Genomic DNA, 17,318 nt, shown 5'->3' on the forward strand with positions numbered 1-17,318 from the left:
GAGACGGGTGGCCGGAAAAGCTGGATAATGGCAGGTTACGCGCCCTCGGGGCCCGCCGACATTCATAGATCCGGTGCTTTGTCAATGGAAATCAAGGTCAATTATCTCGATAACCTCCGGCTGGAGGCGAAGTTCGACGACTTCACCGTCATCTCCGACCAGCCGATCCGCTACAAGGGCGACGGCTCGGCCCCGGGGCCCTTCGACTACTTCCTGGCGTCGTCGGCGATGTGCGCGGCCTATTTCGTCAAGGTCTACTGCAATGCGCGGGATATCCCTACCGAGAATATCCGCCTGGCGCACAACAATATCGTCGACCCGGAGAATCGCTACAAGCAGATCTTCAAGATCCAGATCGAGCTGCCGGAGTCCATTTCCGACAAGGATCGCGAGGGCATCCTGCGCTCCATCGACCGTTGCACCGTGAAGAAAGTGGTGCAGACCGGCCCGGAATTCCAGCTCGAGGTGGTGGAGAACCTGGACGAGGATGCCCAGGCCCTGCTACTGGGCAAGCCGCCGGGCGATGCGAAAGGCGAGGGCAGCACCTGGATCGAGGGCAAGGATCTGCCGCTGGAGCAGACCATCGCCAATATGACCTCCATCCTGGCGGATCTTGGCATGAAGATCGAGATCGCCTCCTGGCGCAATATCGTGCCCCACGTATGGTCGCTGCATATACGCGATGCCGCCTCGCCGATGTGCTTTACCAACGGCAAGGGCGCCACCAAGGAGAGCGCGCTGTGCTCGGCGCTGGGCGAATTCATCGAGCGCCTGAGCTGCAACTTCTTCTATAACGATCAGTTCTTCGGCGAGGAGATCGCCACCAGCGACTTCGTTCACTACCCCAACGAGCGTTGGTTCCAGCCGGGGCCGAACGACGAGCTGCCTGACGAGATCCTCGACGACTACACCCGCGAGATCTACGACCCGGAGGGCGAGCTGCGCGGCTCGCACCTGATCGACACCAACTCCGGCAAGGCGGAGCGGGGCATCGTCTCGCTGCCCTTCGCGCGCCAGTCGGATGGCGAGACGGTCTACTTCCCCTCCAACCTGATCGAGAACCTCTACCTCAGCAACGGCATGAGCGCCGGCAACACCCTGCCCGAGGCCCAGGTGCAGTGCCTCTCGGAGATCTTCGAGCGGGCGGTGAAGCGCCAGATCATCGAGGAGGAGATCGCCCTACCTGACGTGCCGATGGAGGTGCTGAAGCAGTACCCGGCGATCCTCGAGGGCATCGAGGCGCTGGAGGCCCAGGGCTTCCCGGTGCTGGTCAAGGATGCCTCCCTGGGCGGCCAGTTCCCGGTGATGTGCGTGACCCTGATGAACCCCAAGACCGGCGGCGTCTTCGCCTCCTTCGGCGCCCACCCGAGCTTCGAGGTGGCACTCGAGCGCAGCCTCACTGAGCTGCTGCAGGGCCGCAGCTTCGAGGGGCTGAACGACTTTATGCCGCCCACCTTCAGCTCCCTGGCGGTGACCGAGCCCAATAACTTCGTCGAGCATTTCATCGACTCCTCCGGGGTGATCTCCTGGCGCTTCTTCAGCAGCAAGGCAGACGTGGAGTTCGTCGAGTGGGACTTCTCTGGCAGCAACGAGGAGGAGGCCGCCAGCCTATTCGGCATCCTCGAGGAGCTGGGCAAGGAGGCCTACATGGCCGTCCATGAGGATCTGGGCGCGCCGGTGTGCCGCATCCTGGTGCCGGATTTCTCCGAGGTCTATCCGGTGGAGGACCTGATCTGGGACAACACCAACAAGGCGCTGGAGTACCGGGAGGATATCCTCAATCTCCACCGCCTGAACGACGACCAACTGGCCGACCTGCTCGAGCGCCTGGAGGAGAGCCAGCTCGACGAGCACATCGATATCATCACCCTGATCGGTATCGAGTTCGACGAGAATACCGCCTGGGGGCAGCTGACCATCCTCGAGCTGAAGCTGCTGATCAACCTGGCGCTGGGCCAGCACGAGGAGGCCCTGGAGCGGGTCGAGATGTTCCAGCAGTTCAACGACAACACCGTCGAGCGTGGGCTCTTTTACCAGGCGGTGAGCGCGGTGCTGGAGATCGTCCTGGATGACGAGCTGGAGCTCGACGACTTCCTCTACAACCTGCGGCGCATGTTCGGCGAGGCCACCATGGAGGCGGTGGTCGGCTCGGTGAACGGCAGCGTGCGCTTCCACGGCCTGACCCCCACCAGCATGGAGCTGGAGGGCCTGGAGAAGCACCAGCGGCTGATCGAGAGCTACAAGAAGCTGCATGCGCACCGCGCCGCCCGAGCGGCGCGCGGTTAGCAAGGGTGCTGCTCGGCGCGGCTGACCTTCGGCAATGCACGGATCGTCGACCATGAACATGCATGAGATCGAAGTGGTGCCCTACGACGCTAGCTGGCCGCGGCAATTCGAAGCGGCAAGGTGGCTCATCGACGCGGCCATTGTCGGCCTCAAGGCGCGGGCGCATCACATCGGAAGCACCGCCGTCGCCGGGCTCCAGGCGAAGCCTATCATCGACATACTGCTGGAGGTGGAGACGGTGGCGGAGCTGGATGGCTACCAGCGAAACTTCGAGGCCATCGGCTATGAGTGCCTGGGGGAGTTCGGCATGCCGGGCCGTCGCTACTACCGCAAGGGTGGCGATGAACGGACGCATCAGATCCATGCATTCGACGCCGGCTCGCCCGATGTCATGCGGCATATTGCCTTTCGCGACTACTTGAGAGCCCATCCCGACGTCGCCAGGCAGTATGGTCAGCTCAAGCAGCGGGTGGCCATGACCTGCCGTCACGACATCTCGTTGTATTCCGTGGGAAAGGCGGAATTCGTGCGGACCCATGAACGGTATGCGCTGGCATGGTGGCAGGAGCGTTCGGCCGGGCAATAACCCCGCCGCTGGTTGCTGTCGGACGAAGCCGCCTATTCGGCGGGCGCCTTGCTGGATGTGACGGGCGGGAGGTAAGCGGTTGCAGGTCGGAGCCTGGTAGCCCCGAGCCAGCTAGGGGGAGTCCGTTCATTGGCTCGGGGCTTGGTGACCTTCATCTCGCCTGGCGAGGGGTGAGCTGCGCTACAGCTTGCTGACGATCAGGGCGGCATTGACCCCGCCGAAGCCGAAGCCATTGCACAGCACGTGCCGGGTGGGCTGTTCGCGTGCCGTGCCCGCGACGAAGTCCAGGTCCTGCAGGTCCTCGTCGACCCGTTCCAGGTTCAGGGTCGGGGGCAGGCGGTCGTGCATCACCGAAAGGGCGGAGAAGATGCTCTCCACGCCGCCGGCGGCACCGAGCAGATGGCCGGTGGCCGACTTGGTCGCGGAGATCGGGATGCCGGCCAGGGCGTCGCCGAAGGCGTTGCGCAGGGCGGCGATCTCGGCACGGTCGCCGACCGGCGTCGAGGTGGCGTGGGCATTGATATGGTCGATCGCCTCGGGGGAGAGCCCCGCCATCTTGAGCGCCGCGCGAACGGCCGCCGCGGCCCCCGCGCCGTCTTCCGGGCCGGCGGTGATGTGGTGGGCGTCGGCGCTGGTGCCATAGCCGCTGAGAACGGCCAGGGGCGTCGCCCCGCGGGCCTCGGCATGGGCCAGGCTCTCGATCACCAGCAGCCCCGCGCCTTCCCCCATGACGAAGCCGTTGCGTGCCTGGTCGAAGGGGCGCGACGCCGTGGCGGGATCGTCCTGCTCGGTGGAGAGCGCCTTCATAGCGTGGAAGCTGGCCAGCGAGAGCGGGTCGATACAGGCCTCGGCGCCGCCGACCAGGGCCACCTCGGCCTCGCCGCTGCGGATCAGGCGCATGCCATCGCCGATGGCCTGGATGCCTGCCGCACAGGCGGTCACCGGGCACCCCAGTGGCCCCCGGAAGCCATGGCGAATCGACACGTTGCCCGCCGCCAGGTTGGCCAGGAAGGCCGGCACGGTGAACGGGGAGAGCCGGCGGTAGCCGCGTGTCATCAGGGTGGTCTGCGCCTGGGTGATGGTGGGGAAGCCGCCGATACCGGAGCCCACGATGGTGGCGGTGGCCAGGCGGTCCGCATCGCTGGTCGGGAACCAGTCGGCCTGGGCCAGCGCCTCCTCGGCGGCGGCCATGGCGTAGAGGCTGAAGAGTTCCATCTTGCGACGTTCCTTGGCGTCGACCACCCGGTCCGGGTCGAGGCCGGCTTCGGGGTCGTCGGCAAGGTCGGGCACCGAGCCGGCGACCTTGATCGGCAGGTCGCCGGTATCGAAGCGGGTGATCGGGGAGAGGCCGGAGCGGCCGGCGAGGAGGCGTTCCCAGCCCGCCTTGACGCCGCAACCGAGGGGGCTGATCATGCCCATGCCGGTGATAACGAGCGGTGATTGCATGGTAATGTCCTGAACAGCTTGGGGGTTATGCCACGCTAGCACCGGGCTTTATATGATCAAGGTAATATTCAGCGGGGGAGTGTGAGGTCGCCATGCCCTACTCGGCAAACCACAAGGCGAGATCCCGGGAGCGCATCCTCAAGTCGGCGATCGATCTGTTCAGTCGCCAAGGCTTCGAGAAGGTCTCCATCGGGCAGATCATGAAGTTGGCGAAGCTGACCCACGGGGCCTTCTACGCGCACTTTGCCTCGAAGGAAGCGCTCTATCATGCCTCGGTGCGGGAAACCCTGGAGAGCAGCCGCGCGGCCAGGCTGGTCAAGGGGCCCCTATCAGTGCAGCACCTGACGGAGCTGGTCGCCAACTGCTGGAACCTTCAGGAGCTGGAGCGCAAGCACAAGCCGGGACCGGAGACGGTGCTGTTCAACGAGATCGGCAACGAGAATGCCGAGGTGCGCACGCTGTTCGAAGCCTCCTACCTGCGCATGAAGAAGATGCTGGAGACCCGCCTTATCGCGCTGGGCCGCTTGAAGAAACTGCCCTTCGAGCCCGACCGCGAGGTCATCGCCGAGAAGTCCCGCGCCATTCTCGCCTCGCTGGTGGGCGCCGTGGCCATTGCCAAGAGCCTGCCCAGCGAGCAGGAGCGTCAGCACATCCTCGACGCCGCCCAGCGCAACATCCTGCAGATGCTCGGCGTCAACAAGAGCGAGCTGGAAGGCAGGCCGGGCACCGCGTAGCGAGCGGTTCCTTTGTGTCGCTGAGTTCCCCAACGAGCCCCCGAGCCAGTCGCCTGGCTCCGGGGCTCGTCGTTTTGTCGTGTGATTACTTGGCCGCCAGCGCCACGCCCACTTTGGCGCGGTTGGGGCGGCCGATGGTCTGGGTGATCCAGGAGCCCGTGTCGGCGAGCTTATCGAGGTCGATGCCGCTCTCGATGCCCAGGCCGTTAAGCAGGTAGACCACGTCTTCGCTGGCGACATTGCCCGACGCCCCCTTGGCATAGGGACAACCCCCGAGGCCCGCCACCGAGCTGTCGATCACCGCCACGCCTTCCTCCAGCACGGCGTAGAGGTTGGCAATCGCCTGGCCGTAGGTGTCGTGGAAGTGGGCGGCGAGCTTCTCCATGGGGACCTCGCGGCTCACCGCTTCGAGCATGCGCTTGGCCTTGAGGGGCGTGCCGATGCCGATGGTGTCGCCCAGCGAGATCTCGTAGCAGCCCATCTCCAGCAGTGCCTTGCTGACCTCGGCGACCTTGGCGGGGGCGATCTCGCCCTCGTAGGGGCAGCCCAGCACGCAGGAGACATAGCCGCGTACCCGTACGCCGGCTTCTTGAGCTCGCGCCAGGACCGGGGCGAAGCGCTCGAGCGACTCGGCCACCGAGCAGTTGATGTTCTTCCGGGAGAAGGCCTCGGAAGCCGCGCCGAACACCGCGACCTCCTCGACGCCGCACTCCAGTGCCGCTTCCAGGCCCTTGAGGTTGGGGGTCAGCGCCGAGTAGACGACACCGGGGCGGCGCTTGAGTCCGCTCATCACCTCCCGGTGGTCGGCCATCTGCGGGACCCACTTGGGGGAGACGAAGCTGGCCGCCTCGATATGGGTCAGGCCCGCCGCGCCGAGGCGGTCGATCAGTTCCAGCTTGGTGGCCGTGGCGATGGGCTCGGCCTCGTTCTGGAGGCCGTCCCGGGGGCCGACCTCGACCAGGCGCACCTGAGTGGGAAATGCCATCGTCTTACTCCTCCGGGGCGAATTCGAGCAGCACATCGCCCTGGCCGACGGTGTCGCCGGCGGCGAAGTGGAAGCTCTCCACCTGGCCGTCGGCGGGGGCGGTCAGGGTGTGCTCCATCTTCATCGCTTCCATCACCATCAGCGGCATGCCTTTCTCCACCGCCTGGCCGGGCTCCACCAGCAGCGCCACCACGGTGCCGTGCATGGGCGCGGTGAGGGTCGATTCCGCCTCGTGGTGGCCGTGGTCGATGCCGTCGATGCGCCGCCAGTGCAGGCGGGTCTCGCCCTGGGGGTCGGCCATCACCACCAGGCTGTTGTCCACCAGGCGGGCCTGGAGGCGGCGGCGGTGGCCATTCAATGTCACCGCCACGGCGTCGCCGGCCAGGCGTTCGAGGCGCGCGCCGAGGGTCTGGTCGCCGATGCTCAGCTGCCAGGCGTCGGCGTCGCTCTCGCGGCGACCTTCCACCACCACCGGGTTGACCTCGCTGTCGTGGGCGTCGGCGGGGTCGCCGAGGGCGAGCCGGATGGTATGCGGGGCGTTGAGGCGGAAGCCGTCGTGGCGATCCCAGGGCGAGCGACTCTCGCACTCCCTAGCCAGCTGGTCGAGGCCGATCAGGGCGGCGCCGGCGTAGTCCTCCACCCGGTAGGGCTGAGGGGCGAAGAGGCTGGCTTCGTGCTTCTCGATAAAGCGGGTGTCCAGCTCGCAGGCCTTGAAGGCCGGGTGGCCGGCCAGGCGCTGCAGGAAGCCGCGGTTGGTGACCACGCCCTGCACGTCCAGCGCCGCCAGGGCCCGGTTGAGGGTGGCCAGGGCCTGGTCGCGGTTCGCGCCATGGACGATCAGCTTGGCGAGCATGGGGTCGTAGTGCATGGAGACCTCGTCACCGCTCTCCACGCCGCTGTCCAGGCGCACCTTGTCCGAGCCCTTTTGTGAAGAGCCGAGCCCGGCACCGGCGAGGTCCAGGGCGAAGCGTTCCAGGCGCCCGGTGGCGGGCAGGAAGTCCTGGGCCGGGTCCTCGGCGTAGAGGCGCGCCTCGAAGCTATGGCCGTCGATGGTCAGCTCGTCCTGGGCGAGCGGCAGGCGCTCACCCATGGCCACCCGCAGCTGCCACTCGACCAGGTCCTGGCCGGTGATCATCTCGGTGACCGGGTGTTCCACCTGCAGGCGGGTGTTCATCTCCATAAAGTAGAAGGCGCCATCGGCATCCAGCAGGAACTCCACGGTGCCCGCGCCCACATAGCCGATCTCCTTGGCGGCGCGCACCGCGGCCTCGCCCATCTCGCGGCGCAGCGAAGCGGTCATGCCCGGCGCCGGGGCCTCCTCCAGCACCTTCTGGTGGCGGCGCTGCACCGAGCAGTCCCGCTCGAAGAGGTAGACGGCGCCGCCGTGGCTGTCGCAGAACACCTGCACCTCCACGTGGCGGGGCTGGGTCAGGTACTTCTCGATCAGCATGCGGTCATCATCGAAGGCGGCGCGGGACTCGCGGCGGCAGCCGTCGAGGGCGGCCTGGAAGTCGGCGGCGGACTCCACCACCCGCATGCCCTTGCCGCCGCCGCCGGCGCTGGCCTTGAGCAGCACCGGGTAGCCGATCTTGTCGGCCTCGGCCCTGAGCAGGGCGTCGTCTTGGTCGGCGCCGTGGTAGCCGGGCACCAGGGGCACGCCGGCGGCTTGCATGCGCGTCTTGGCGGCGGACTTGTCGCCCATGGCGGCGATGGCCGAGGCGGGGGGGCCGACGAAGGTGATGCCGGCCTTGTCGAGCGCCTCGACGAAGGGGCCATTCTCGGAGAGGAAGCCGTAGCCGGGGTGAATGGCGCCGGCGCCGGTGCGCCGGGCCGCCTCGATCACTGCCTCGACCTTGAGGTAGCTGTCGCGGGCGGCGGCGGGGCCCAGGCGCACGGCCTCGTCGGCCTCGCGGACATGGCGGGCATTGGCGTCGGCATCGGAGTAGACGGCGATGGTGCGCAGGCCCATGGCGCGGGCGGTGCGCATCACCCGGCAGGCGATCTCGCCGCGGTTGGCCACGAGCAGGGTATCGAAGCGAGAGAGGCTCATGAGGCGTTGTCCTTGTTGGGCGTCCAGCGCGGGGCGCGCTTGTCGAAGAAGCTGGCCAGGCCCTCCTGGCCTTCGGGGCTGACGCGAAGCTCGCTGATCACCCGGCAGGTGTGCTCGCGGGTGGCGTCGCTATCGGGCTCCCGGGCCACCACGCCGAGCAGCGCCTTGGTGGCGCGTTGGGCCTGGGGCGAGCCGGCCAGCAGGGTATCGAGCATGGCGGTGACGGCGGCATCGAGCGACTCGTGCGCCACCACCCGATGGGCCAGGCCCAGGTCCAGGGCGGTGGCGGCATCCATGATCTCGGCGGTCAGGGCGTAGCGGCGCATCTGGCGGGGGCCGAGGGCGCGCTGCACATAGGGGCTGATCACCGCTGGCGACAGGCCGATCTTCACCTCGGAGAGGCAGAACCTGGCCTTCTCGGAGGCGATCACGATATCGCAGCAAGCGGCCAGGCCCACCGCCCCCCCAAAGGTGGCCCCCTGCACCCGGCAGACAGTAGGGCAGGGCAGGGTGTCGAGGTCGTGCATCAGTCGGGCGAGGTGGCGGGAGTCGGCCAGGTTGCCCTCGAAGTCGTACTCGACCATGCGCTTCATCCAGCCGAGGTCGGCGCCGGCGGAGAAGCTCTTGCCCTCGGAGCCCAGCACTACCACGCGCACCTCGCCGCGGGTGGCGGCCTCGTGCAGGTGCGCCAGGTGGGCGTTGAGTTCCTGGATCAGGCCGTCATCGAAGGCGTTATGTACCGCGGGCCGCTCCAGCGTCAGCCAGGCCACGCCGCGGGCATCGAGGGTCAGGCTGGAGAAGGATGTCTCTGACATAGCGATAGTCTCTGTGTCGTTACCGTCGGCGTCCGATGCTGTCCTGTGGGAGCTCGGCTTTGCCGAGCGAATTGCCGCGAAGCGGCATCCTCGGGCGCCTGCGGCGCCATTCGCCCGGCGGAGCCGGGCTCCCACATAGTGGAGGAAGCGATGGGTGCCTGGTGAGCGTGGACTACATCCGGAAGACGCCGAACTTGGTGTCCTCGATCTCGGCATTCATGGCGGCGGCCAGCGACAGGCCGAGCACGTCGCGGGTCTGGGCCGGGTCGATGACGCCGTCGTCCCACAGCCGGGCGCTGGCGTAGGTGGGGTGGCCCTGGTGCTCGTACTGCTCCCGGGTGGGTTGCTTGAAGGCCTCCTCGTCTTCCGCGCTCCATTCATTGCCTTCGCGTTCGATCTGCTCGCGCTTGACCTGGGCCAGCACGCCCGCGGCCTGCTCGCCGCCCATCACCGAGATGCGCGCGTTGGGCCACATAAACAGCAGGTTGGGGTCATAGGCGCGGCCGCACATGCCGTAGTTGCCGGCGCCGAAGCTGCCGCCGATCAGCACGGTGAACTTGGGCACCCTGGCGCAGGCCACGGCGGTGACCAGCTTGGCGCCGTGCTTGGCGATGCCTTCGTGCTCGTACTTGGAGCCGACCATAAAGCCGGTGATATTTTGCAGGAAAATCAACGGTATTTTCCTCTGCGCGCAGAGCTCGATAAAGTGCGCGCCCTTGACCGCACTCTCCGAGAAGAGCACGCCGTTATTGGCGACGATGCCCACCGGGTGGCCATGGATATGCGCGAAGCCGGTGACCAGGGTGTCGCCGTAGTAGCGCTTGAATTCGTCGAAGGCGGAGTCGTCGACGATGCGTCCGATCACCTCGCGCACGTCGAAGGGCTTCTTGAGGTCGGTGCCGACGATGCCGTAGAGCTCCGTCGGGTCGAGGCGCGGGGCCCTGGGCTCCTGCATCTTGAGCCGGCCGCGCTTTTGCCAGTTGAGCCGCGATACGCAGGCCCGGGCCAGCTGCAGGGCGTGGGCGTCGTTCTCGGCGTAGTGGTCGGCCACGCCGCTGAGCTTGGCGTGGACGTCGGCGCCGCCCAGGTCCTCGGCGCTGATCGACTCGCCGGTGGCGGCCTTCACCAGGGGCGGGCCGCCCAGGAAGATGGTGCCCTGTTGCTTGACGATGATCGACTCGTCGGCCATGGCCGGCACATAGGCGCCGCCGGCGGTGCAGGAGCCCATCACCACGGCGATCTGCGGAATGCCCTCGGCGGACAGCGTCGCCTGGTTGTAGAAGATGCGCCCGAAGTGGTCACGGTCGGGGAAGACCTCGTCCTGGCGGGGCAGGAAGGCGCCGCCGGAGTCGACCAGGTAGATGCATGGCAGGCGATGCTTGCGGGCGATCTCCTGGGCGCGCAGGTGCTTCTTCACGGTGAGCGGGTAGTAGGTGCCGCCCTTGACGGTGGCGTCGTTGGCGACGATCACGCACTCCACCCCGGAGACGCGGCCGATGCCGGTGACCACCCCGGCGGCGGGTACCTCGCTCTCGTAGACCCGATAAGCGGCCAGCGCCGAGAACTCGAGGAAGGGCGAGCCCTCGTCGATCAGGTGGTCGATGCGGTCGCGCACGAACAGCTTGCCGCGGGACTCGTGGCGGGCGCGGGCCTTCTCGCCGCCGCCCTGATTGATCGCCGCGGTCAGCTCGCGCAGCTTCATCACCTCGGCGCGCATGGCCGCCGCGTTGGCCTGGAAGGCCTCGCTGCGCGGATTGATCTGGGTGTTCAGGATGCTCATAGCCGATCCTTGTGTTCGATGACCTGGCCGGTGGCGGTTAGGCGGACTCGGCGAAGAGTTCGCGGCCGATCAGCATACGGCGAATCTCGCTGGTGCCGGCACCGATCTCGTAGAGCTTGGCGTCACGCAGCAGCCGCCCGGTGGGGTATTCGTTGATATAGCCGTTGCCGCCGAGCAGCTGGATGGCGTCCAGCGCCACCTGGGTGGCCTTCTCGGCGCAGTAGAGGATCACCCCGGCGGCGTCCTTGCGGGAGGTCTGGCCGCGGTCGCAGGCCGCCGCCACCGCATAGAGGTAGGCGCGGCAGGCGTTGAGGGTGGTGTACATATCCGCCACCTTGCCCTGCACCAGCTGGAACTCGCCGATCGCCTGGCCGAACTGCTTCCGCTCATGCAGGTAGGGCACCACCACGTCGAGTGCCGCCTGCATGATGCCGATGGGGCCGGCGGCCAGCACGGTGCGCTCGAAGTCGAGGCCGCTCATCAGCACCCGCACGCCCTTGCCCACCTCGCCGAGGACGTTCTCCGCGGGAACCTCGCAGTCCTGGAACACCAGCTCGCAGGTGTTGGAGCCGCGCATGCCCAGCTTGTCGAGCTTCTGGGCGGTGGAGAAGCCGGGCATGCCCTTCTCGATGATAAAGGCGGTGATGCCCTTGGAGCCGGCGTCCGGGTCGGTCTTGGCGTAGACCACCAGCACATCGGCGTCGGGGCCGTTGGTGATCCACATCTTGTTGCCGTTGAGGATGTACTTGTCACCCTCCAGGCGGGCGCGCAGCTTCATGGAGACCACGTCGGATCCGGCCCCCGGCTCGGACATGGCCAGCGCCCCCACGTGCTCGCCACTGATCAGCCTGGGCAGGTACTTGGCCTTCTGCTCGGCCGAGCCATTGAGCTTGAGCTGGTTGACGCAGAGGTTGGAGTGGGCGCCATAGGAGAGGCCCACCGAGGCGCTGGCCCGGGAGATCTCCTCCATGGCGATGCAGTGGGCCAGGTAGCCCATGCCGCTGCCGCCGTCCTCGTCCGGCACGGTGATGCCGAGCAGCCCCATGTCGCCGAACTTGCGCCACAGGTCGTTGGGGAAGGCATTGTTCTCGTCGATCTCGGCGGCACGCGGGGCGATCTCGTCGCGGGCGAAGGCGTTGACCTGATCGCGCAGCATGTTCAGTTCGTCGTCGAGGCCGAAGTCGAGGGGCTGGAAGGGCGTATGCATGACGGGTCTCCGGGATCGAGTGGTCACAGCCAAAGGGGCGTTGGGATGGCTCTAGACTAGGCAAGGTTTACGTTAACGTAAAGTGCCAATCGGCTATACCAAGGTCGCAGGCGAGTCGCGCTGCGCCAACGCGGCCGGGTTGTCGTCTTGAGCTTAGCGGCTGGCCCCGGTGGGCCGCCAAGACGACAGGCGCCCCGCGGGGCGCCTGGTCGTCGGTAGGAGGGGAGCCCGGGTCGGATCAGCCGCCCAGGGCGTGGACCAGTTGATAGTAGAGGGGGATGCCGACGATGACGTTGAGGGGAAAGGTGAAGCCCAGGGAGGCGAGCATCGCCAGGCCGATATTGGCGCGGGGGATGGCGGCGCGCATGGCCGCCGGGGCGGCGATATAGGAGGCGCTGGCGGCCAGGGCGGTGAGGATCAGCAGCGAGCCGCTGGGCAGCCCCAGGGCCAGGCCCACGGCGAGGCCACACAGGGCCAGCAGCGGCGGGGCGAGGAGGGCGAAGGCCAGCAGTCGCCAGTGACGCCAGGGAATGGGCCTCAGGGTCTCGGCGGCGGTCAGGCCCATCTCCAGCAGGAACAGCGCCAGTACCGCATGGAAGGCCCCGGTCAGCAGGTCGGTGACGTTGGACCCCTGGGCCGGGCCATACATGGCGCCGATCACCACGCCGCCGGCCAGCAGGATCACGCCGCGATTGGTCAGGGTCTCGTGCCACAGGCCGCTCATCGCCTCGCCGGGCTCGCGGCCCTTGTAGCGGCGATAGATGGCGATGGCCACCATGATCGCCGGCAGCTCCATCATCACCAGATACAGGGTCACCTCGGCGCCGATGGGCAGGCCGCGGCCCTCGGCGAAGGCCAGCGCCACGGCGAAGGTGCCGGCACTGACCGAGCCGTAGTGGGCGGCCAGGCTGGCGCTATCGGCGGGGGCGAGGCGCACCAGGCGACGCAGCACCGGCATCAGCGCCAGCGGAATCAGGCCGCCGAGGGCCGCTACCGCCGCCAGCTCCGGCACCAGGGACCAGCCCAGGTTGCCGTAGAGGGCCATGCCTCCCTTGAGGCCGATGGTCAGCATCAGCAGCAGGCTCAGGGTGTCGTAGGCGGCCTTGGGGATGGTCAGGTCGGACTTCACCACGCCGGCCAGCAGGCCGAGCAGGAAGAACATCACCACGATATCGGGCATGGGCGGCATCTCGTCTCACGAAGGGAAAACGCCGCGCATTGTGCTTAGGCCGGGGTATGGATACCAATTAAGAGTTGGATGATTCATTATAGATAATTATCTATAGATACGCCGAACGAGGTGCGTCATGAACAGTCGCCATCTGACCTTTCGCCTGTTGCAGGTCTATGCTGCGGTGGTCGGCGCCGGCTCGGTCAGCGAGGCGGCGCGGCGCCTGCACCTGACCCAGCCCACCGTCTCCCAGCAGCTCAAGCGGCTGGCCGAGACAGTGGGGGAGCCGCTGCTCGAGAGCCGCCAGGGGCGGCTCGCGCCCACCGAGGCCGGCGCCGAGCTCTACCGGGCCAGCCGCGAGGTGCTGGGCCGCTTCGATGACTTCGGCGACTACCTGGAGGCCCTGCGCGGCGGCGAGCGGGGGCGCTTCTCCATCGCCCTGGTCAATACCGCCCAGTACGTGCTGCCGCGGCTGCTCGGCCCCTATAGCCAGGCCTTTCCCGAGGTGGACGTGACCGTACATATCGGCAACCGCCGGCATATGCTGACCCGCTTCGAGCGCCAGGAGGACGACCTCTATGTGTTCAGCCATCCGCCCTCCCTGGCCCATGCCGTGGCGGGACGCTTCCTGCGCAACCCCCTGGTGGCGGTGGCGCCCCGGGACCATCCCCTGGCCGGGCGCGAGCGGGTGGCGATGAGCGAATTGCTCGGCGAGCGCATGCTGCTGCGCGAGCCGGGCTCGGCCACCCGCATGCTCTTCGACAGCTGGCTCCAGGAGCAGGGCCTGACCCTGGGGCCGACCCTGCAGATGGCCAGCAACGAGGCGATTCGCGTCGGCGTGGCCTCCGGCATGGGGCTCGCCGTGCTCTCCGAGCATGTGCTGCCGTCGGAGCATCCCGACCTGGTGATCCTGCCGGTGGCGGGGCTGCCCCTGGAGAGTCACTGGCAATTTATCGTGCGCCGCGACCGCCGGCTCTCCCATGCGGCGCTGGGCTTTTTGCGCTTCGCCGAGGGGCACCTGGGCGAGTGTGTGGAGTCGCGCTTCTTGTGCAACGAGCTGGCGGGGCTGCTGGGACGCCTGGAGGTGGCGGACGCGGCGTCCTGAGTGGCTTAGACCTTGGTCGAAGATTGGCGCCATGCAAGCTTGGTGACAGCTTGGTCCTCTAGAGTCACGGCTACCGGGCGACGACCCGGGACCATCTAACAACGAGGATATACACGCCATGTTCGATCGCTTCCTTCCCAAGCCCCTGATGGCCGGCGCCGCGGCGGCCATGCTGGCCTCCCTGGCGATGACCACCCCGGTGGCCGCCGGTGATTACCCGGATCGTCCCATCGACCTGGTGGTGGGCTTCGGCACCGGGGGCAGCGCCGATCGCATGACCCGGGCCGTCTCCACCTACCTGGCCGAGGAGCTCGGCGTGCCGGTGCGGGTCACCAACCGTCCCGGCGCCGGCACCCAGGTCTCGGCGAACTATATCCTGTCGCGTCTGGACGACGGCTATACCGTCTACGCCTCCACCTTCGCTCCCTACCTGACCAACACCATCCTCACTGGAGGCGCCCAGTACGGCATCGAGGACTTCTCCTTTATCAACTTCCAGTGGTTCGACCTGGACCTGATCGCCGCCAACAAGGACAGCGGCTTCGAGGACCTGCCCTCGCTGCTGGAGGCGATCCGCGATAACCCCGGCGAGGTACGTGGCTCGGTGGTGCAGGGCTCCGCCGGCCACCTGATGGTGCGGCTGCTGCTGGAGGAGGCGGGCATCCCCCAGGAGAACCTCAACCTGGTGACCTACAACAGCGGCGGCGAGGCGCGTTCCGCGGTGGCCGGCGGCCAGGTGCACTTCACCTCCATCAGCGCCCAGGGCAGCGAGGGGATCCGCGAGTTCCTGACCCCGCTGGCCATCGTCAGCGACGAGCGCATCGACCAGTGGGATGCGCCGCCCATCAACGAGGCACTCGACCCCATGGATATCGAGGTGCCGGTGCTGCAGGGATCCATGCGCGGCTTCGCGGTGACCGCCGAGACCGAGCGTCAGTATCCGGAGCGCTACGAGATCCTCTCCGAGGCGATCCAGAACACCCTGGCCCGCAAGGAGGTCCAGGAGCACCTCGAGGGCAATGACATCGGTGGCGTCTGGGTCGGCCCCGAGCGCTCCAACGAGCTGATGCGCACCAACTTCGAGGTCTTCGAGGCCTACGCCGACCTGCTCAACTGATCCTTCCCGCATGATGCGCCCCCGGCGAGTGGGCCGGGGGCGATTGGAGTCCATCCATGACCGCCAACAAACGCGACTATGGGGACCTCTTGGTCCTCATGGCTTTGGCCGGCTTTACCCTCTGGTATCTGCTGGATGCCATCCGGGTCTCCTCGGCCATACAGAACCTGCTGTTGATCCTGCCGCTCTCCCTAGTGGTGCTGGCCATCGTGGCTCTGGAGATGGGGATGCGCCTGAAGAAGGGCACCCTGCTGGTCCGCGAGGAGCGCGAGGGCGAGCCGCTGCACCGCACCCTGCCGGTGGTGGGGCTGTTCGCCGCCTATGTGCTGTCGCTGGAGACCCTGGGCTTCGACGTGGCCACGGTGCTCTTTATCGCCGCCTTCCTGGTGCTCAAGGGCGAGCGCCACTGGCCGCTGCTGGGGGGCTACAGCCTGGCCTTCGGCTTCGGCGTGGCCTTCTTCTTCGCGCAGATGCTGCCCTATCCCATGCATATGCTGATCCTACCGGGCTAAGGGAGTCACACCATGATCGATTTCGTCGCCGTCGAGCAGGGCCTGGCCCTGCTCTTCACGAGCTTTTCCCCCTGGATGGTGGTGGTGCCCGGCATCGTCATCGGGCTGATCTTCGGCGCCACCCCGGGGCTGCAGATCTCCATGGCCATGGCGATCTTCCTGCCGATGACCCTGTACATGGATTTCGTCCAGGCGATGCTGTTCCTGACCGCCATCTTCACCGGGGGCTCCTTCGGTAGCGGCATCCCGGCGATCCTGATGAATATCCCCGGCACCTCCTCGGCCATCGCCACCGCCTTCGACGGCTACCCCATGGCGCGCCAGGGCAAGCACAACCAGGCCCTGGGGGTGGCCCTGGTGTCGTCGGTGCTCGGCACCCTGATGGGCTACGTCATTCTCTTCGTGATGATCCAGCCGCTCTCCCTGATGGTGCTCAAGCTGGGGCCCGCGGAGATGTTCGCGGTGATCCTGTGGGGCATGACGCTGATCGCCAGTCTCAAGGGCGAGCAGGTGCTCAAGGGCCTGATGGCCGGCTTCGTGGGGCTGTTGATCGGCACCATCGGCTTCAACGAGCTGGGCATGGCGCGGGGCACCATGGGGCAGACCTACCTGCTCGACGGGGTGCCGGTGATTCCCGCCATGATGGGCATGTTCGCCGCCTCGGAGCTGTTCAAGCTGGCCAACAAGGGCTTTATCGTCGAGTCGAAAGCCTCCCGCAAGGTCAAGCTCGGGGAGATTTTCCAGGGCTTCAAGCTGGCCGTCCGCTACCCCTGGGTGATGATCCGCGGCGGCCTGATCGGGGTCTTCGTGGGGGCGGTGCCCGGGGTCGGTTCCTCGGTCTCCAACCTGCTCTCCTACGTGGAGACCCAGCGCCGCGACGAGGATCCGGCCTCCTTCGGCAAGGGCAACCCCAAGGGCGTGGTGGCCTCGGAGTCGGCCAACAGCACCTCGGAGGCGGGCTCCATGGCCACCCTGCTGGCCCTGGGCATTCCCGGCGGCGGGGCCACGGCGGTGATGCTGGCGGCCTTCGCCATGCATAACATCACCGGCGGCCCGCAGTTTATCCGCCAGCAGACCGACGTGGTCTACGCCATCATCTTCGCCAACTTCGCCCAGGTGTTCCTGCTGCTGGTCATCGGCCTGCTGTTTATCCCGCTGCTGGCCAATATCATCAAGGTGCCGATGCGCTACCTGATCCCCTCGGTGCTGGTGCTGGCGGTGATGGGCTCCTTCGGCCTCACCGGCAACATGACCGGGCCGGTGACGGTGCTGGTGTTCGCGGTGGTCGGCTGGATCTTCCGCCACTATGGCTATTCGGTGCCGGCGGCGGTGATCGGCATGCTGCTGGGGGCCATGGCGGAGAAATCCCTGCTGCACTCCTACCAGATCAGCGGCGGCGACCTGGCCTATGTGCTGGAGCGCCCGGTGACCCTGCTGATCCTGGCGCTACTGCTGGTGTCGCTGTTCGGCAAGCGCTTGCTGGGCCTGGTCCGGGGGCGCAAGACGGCCGCCGGCGCCTGAACC

14 protein-coding genes are annotated in these 17,318 nt (G+C 67.2%); 7 read left to right on the forward strand and 7 right to left on the reverse strand.

The window, feature by feature from the left end:
- Nucleotides 1-84 precede the first annotated feature (84 nt).
- Both ACZ5EF_RS07480 and ACZ5EF_RS07485 read left to right on the forward strand, forming a co-directional pair.
- Nucleotides 85-2,286: an OsmC domain/YcaO domain-containing protein gene (locus ACZ5EF_RS07480; protein ID WP_346063968.1), complete on the forward strand. Its 2,202-nt coding sequence runs from the start codon at nucleotides 85-87 to the stop codon at nucleotides 2,284-2,286.
- A gap of 52 nt (nucleotides 2,287-2,338) precedes the next feature.
- Entirely contained in the window at nucleotides 2,339-2,872 is a 534-nt protein-coding gene (locus tag ACZ5EF_RS07485; RefSeq protein WP_346063969.1) for a GrpB family protein, read from the forward strand.
- Between the two features lie 180 nt (nucleotides 2,873-3,052).
- Here the strand turns inward: ACZ5EF_RS07485 and fabF are convergent, their stop codons facing one another.
- Nucleotides 3,053-4,318, reverse strand: a complete 1,266-nt coding sequence (gene fabF, locus ACZ5EF_RS07490) for a beta-ketoacyl-ACP synthase II (RefSeq protein ID WP_346063970.1) — start codon at nucleotides 4,316-4,318, stop codon at nucleotides 3,053-3,055.
- Between the two features lie 92 nt (nucleotides 4,319-4,410).
- Between fabF and ACZ5EF_RS07495 the strand changes: the two genes are divergently transcribed.
- Nucleotides 4,411-5,052, forward strand: a complete 642-nt coding sequence (locus ACZ5EF_RS07495; protein WP_346063971.1) for a TetR/AcrR family transcriptional regulator — start codon at nucleotides 4,411-4,413, stop codon at nucleotides 5,050-5,052.
- A gap of 85 nt (nucleotides 5,053-5,137) precedes the next feature.
- Here ACZ5EF_RS07495 and ACZ5EF_RS07500 read toward each other — a convergent pair whose 3' ends face one another.
- From ACZ5EF_RS07500 to ACZ5EF_RS07525, 6 genes are all read right to left on the reverse strand, one after another.
- Complete coding sequence (locus ACZ5EF_RS07500; RefSeq protein ID WP_346063972.1) at nucleotides 5,138-6,037, reverse strand: hydroxymethylglutaryl-CoA lyase; 900 nt, start codon at nucleotides 6,035-6,037, stop codon at nucleotides 5,138-5,140.
- A 4-nt stretch (nucleotides 6,038-6,041) separates the two neighbouring features.
- Entirely contained in the window at nucleotides 6,042-8,087 is a 2,046-nt protein-coding gene (locus tag ACZ5EF_RS07505; protein WP_346063973.1) for an acetyl/propionyl/methylcrotonyl-CoA carboxylase subunit alpha, read from the reverse strand.
- Complete coding sequence (locus ACZ5EF_RS07510) at nucleotides 8,084-8,902, reverse strand: enoyl-CoA hydratase-related protein (protein ID WP_346063974.1); 819 nt, start codon at nucleotides 8,900-8,902, stop codon at nucleotides 8,084-8,086. The genes ACZ5EF_RS07505 and ACZ5EF_RS07510 overlap by 4 nt, the downstream gene beginning before the upstream one ends.
- Before the next feature lie 172 nt (nucleotides 8,903-9,074).
- Complete coding sequence (locus tag ACZ5EF_RS07515) at nucleotides 9,075-10,682, reverse strand: carboxyl transferase domain-containing protein (RefSeq protein ID WP_346063975.1); 1,608 nt, start codon at nucleotides 10,680-10,682, stop codon at nucleotides 9,075-9,077.
- Nucleotides 10,683-10,719: 37 nt separating this feature from the next.
- Entirely contained in the window at nucleotides 10,720-11,889 is a 1,170-nt protein-coding gene (locus ACZ5EF_RS07520; protein ID WP_346063976.1) for an isovaleryl-CoA dehydrogenase, read from the reverse strand.
- Nucleotides 11,890-12,127: 238 nt separating this feature from the next.
- Nucleotides 12,128-13,069: a sodium-dependent bicarbonate transport family permease gene (locus tag ACZ5EF_RS07525; protein ID WP_346063977.1), complete on the reverse strand. Its 942-nt coding sequence runs from the start codon at nucleotides 13,067-13,069 to the stop codon at nucleotides 12,128-12,130.
- A gap of 127 nt (nucleotides 13,070-13,196) precedes the next feature.
- Here ACZ5EF_RS07525 and ACZ5EF_RS07530 point away from each other — a divergent pair, with 127 nt between their 5' ends.
- The 4 genes from ACZ5EF_RS07530 to ACZ5EF_RS07545 all read left to right on the forward strand — a co-directional run bounded on the left by ACZ5EF_RS07530 (nucleotide 13,197) and on the right by ACZ5EF_RS07545 (nucleotide 17,315).
- The gene (locus ACZ5EF_RS07530) at nucleotides 13,197-14,165 is read left to right on the forward strand and encodes a LysR family transcriptional regulator (protein WP_346063978.1); all 969 of its coding nucleotides are present in this window, start codon (nucleotides 13,197-13,199) and stop codon (nucleotides 14,163-14,165) included.
- A 118-nt stretch (nucleotides 14,166-14,283) separates the two neighbouring features.
- Nucleotides 14,284-15,282, forward strand: a complete 999-nt coding sequence (locus ACZ5EF_RS07535; RefSeq protein WP_346063979.1) for a Bug family tripartite tricarboxylate transporter substrate binding protein — start codon at nucleotides 14,284-14,286, stop codon at nucleotides 15,280-15,282.
- Nucleotides 15,283-15,338: 56 nt separating this feature from the next.
- Nucleotides 15,339-15,794: a tripartite tricarboxylate transporter TctB family protein gene (locus ACZ5EF_RS07540; protein WP_346063980.1), complete on the forward strand. Its 456-nt coding sequence runs from the start codon at nucleotides 15,339-15,341 to the stop codon at nucleotides 15,792-15,794.
- A 12-nt stretch (nucleotides 15,795-15,806) separates the two neighbouring features.
- Entirely contained in the window at nucleotides 15,807-17,315 is a 1,509-nt protein-coding gene (locus ACZ5EF_RS07545) for a tripartite tricarboxylate transporter permease (protein WP_346063981.1), read from the forward strand.
- The last annotated feature ends 3 nt before the right edge of the window (nucleotides 17,316-17,318 follow it).

The sequence above is a fragment of the Bisbaumannia salifodinae genome (assembly GCF_055388505.1).

What these genes read in the sequence shown, in the direction of transcription:
- ACZ5EF_RS07545 (WP_346063981.1), top strand. Translation starts at nt 15,807, where the DNA reads ATGATCGATTTCGTCGCCGTCGAGCAGGGCCTGGCCCTGCTCTTCACG.
- ACZ5EF_RS07500 (WP_346063972.1), bottom strand. Translation starts at nt 6,037, where the DNA reads ATGGCATTTCCCACTCAGGTGCGCCTGGTCGAGGTCGGCCCCCGGGAC.
- ACZ5EF_RS07515 (WP_346063975.1), bottom strand. Translation starts at nt 10,682, where the DNA reads ATGAGCATCCTGAACACCCAGATCAATCCGCGCAGCGAGGCCTTCCAG.
- ACZ5EF_RS07510 (WP_346063974.1), bottom strand. Translation starts at nt 8,902, where the DNA reads ATGTCAGAGACATCCTTCTCCAGCCTGACCCTCGATGCCCGCGGCGTG.
- ACZ5EF_RS07495 (WP_346063971.1), top strand. Translation starts at nt 4,411, where the DNA reads ATGCCCTACTCGGCAAACCACAAGGCGAGATCCCGGGAGCGCATCCTC.
- ACZ5EF_RS07520 (WP_346063976.1), bottom strand. Translation starts at nt 11,889, where the DNA reads ATGCATACGCCCTTCCAGCCCCTCGACTTCGGCCTCGACGACGAACTG.
- ACZ5EF_RS07535 (WP_346063979.1), top strand. Translation starts at nt 14,284, where the DNA reads ATGTTCGATCGCTTCCTTCCCAAGCCCCTGATGGCCGGCGCCGCGGCG.
- ACZ5EF_RS07505 (WP_346063973.1), bottom strand. Translation starts at nt 8,087, where the DNA reads ATGAGCCTCTCTCGCTTCGATACCCTGCTCGTGGCCAACCGCGGCGAG.
- fabF (WP_346063970.1), bottom strand. Translation starts at nt 4,318, where the DNA reads ATGCAATCACCGCTCGTTATCACCGGCATGGGCATGATCAGCCCCCTC.
- ACZ5EF_RS07530 (WP_346063978.1), top strand. Translation starts at nt 13,197, where the DNA reads ATGAACAGTCGCCATCTGACCTTTCGCCTGTTGCAGGTCTATGCTGCG.
- ACZ5EF_RS07485 (WP_346063969.1), top strand. Translation starts at nt 2,339, where the DNA reads ATGAACATGCATGAGATCGAAGTGGTGCCCTACGACGCTAGCTGGCCG.
- ACZ5EF_RS07525 (WP_346063977.1), bottom strand. Translation starts at nt 13,069, where the DNA reads ATGCCCGATATCGTGGTGATGTTCTTCCTGCTCGGCCTGCTGGCCGGC.
- ACZ5EF_RS07540 (WP_346063980.1), top strand. Translation starts at nt 15,339, where the DNA reads ATGACCGCCAACAAACGCGACTATGGGGACCTCTTGGTCCTCATGGCT.
- ACZ5EF_RS07480 (WP_346063968.1), top strand. Translation starts at nt 85, where the DNA reads ATGGAAATCAAGGTCAATTATCTCGATAACCTCCGGCTGGAGGCGAAG.